General features: G+C 63.1%; 1 protein-coding gene. It reads left to right on the top strand.

Annotated elements, in window-relative coordinates; genetic code table 11:
* Positions 1-802 (top strand): TRAP transporter large permease (locus D2K64_RS23910; protein WP_157986124.1); only part of this gene is annotated, 802 nt, incomplete at both ends.

Genomic DNA, 802 nt, shown 5'->3' with positions numbered 1-802 from the left:
TACTACGGTGATTGGCTCGGTGGTCTTCGGCGGCGTCTCCGGCAGCGCGGTGGCCAATGCCAGCGCGCTCGGCTCGGTTCTCATCCCCTGGCAGAAGCGGCAGGGCTATCCAGCCGGACTCTGCGCTGCGAACAACGCCACCTCGGCGGTGATTGACATCCTGATTCCTCCTTCCATCCCGATGATCCTTTATGCCGTGGTCAGCGGTGTCAGCATCGGCGATCTCTTCATGGCTGGTGTGCTGCCCGGCATCCTGATGGCGGCAGGTTTCGTTGCGGTGTGTTGGTGGAAGGCGCGCGGTTTGGATATCCGAGCCGGAGCGCCACCGCTGGACATCCGCCGGTTGGTGCGGCTCGGCTTTTTTGCGCTGCCTGCCCTGATCCTGCCGGTGCTGATCCTTCTCGCGCTGCGCTTCGGCTTTGCCACACCGACCGAGATCGCGGTGATGGCGGTGATCTATGCTCTGCTGACGAGCCTCCTGCTCTACCGTGACCTGTCCTGGACCCGTTTCCGCAAGGCGATGATCGACGCTGGGATTGCTACGGGCATCGTCATGATGGTGATCATGGGAAGCGCGGTCGCGAGCTGGATCCTGACCTACGACCAGGTGCCGCAGCGTTTCGCGGAGTGGGTTTCTACCACCTTGCAGTCACCCTGGCTGGTGATCCTGGCGATGAACCTCATCATGCTCGCCATCGGCGGTCCACTGGACCTCGCCCCCGCGATTCTGCTGCTGGCGCCGATTTTCGTTCCGCTGGCGGCGCAGATCGGACTGGACCCGCTGCAACTCGGATTGATCATG

Origin of the sequence: Teichococcus vastitatis, assembly GCF_003604215.1 — a bacterium.
GTDB lineage: Bacteria > Pseudomonadota > Alphaproteobacteria > Acetobacterales > Acetobacteraceae > Pseudoroseomonas > Pseudoroseomonas vastitatis.
This window is presented reverse-complemented; position numbering and strand designations above follow the sequence as displayed.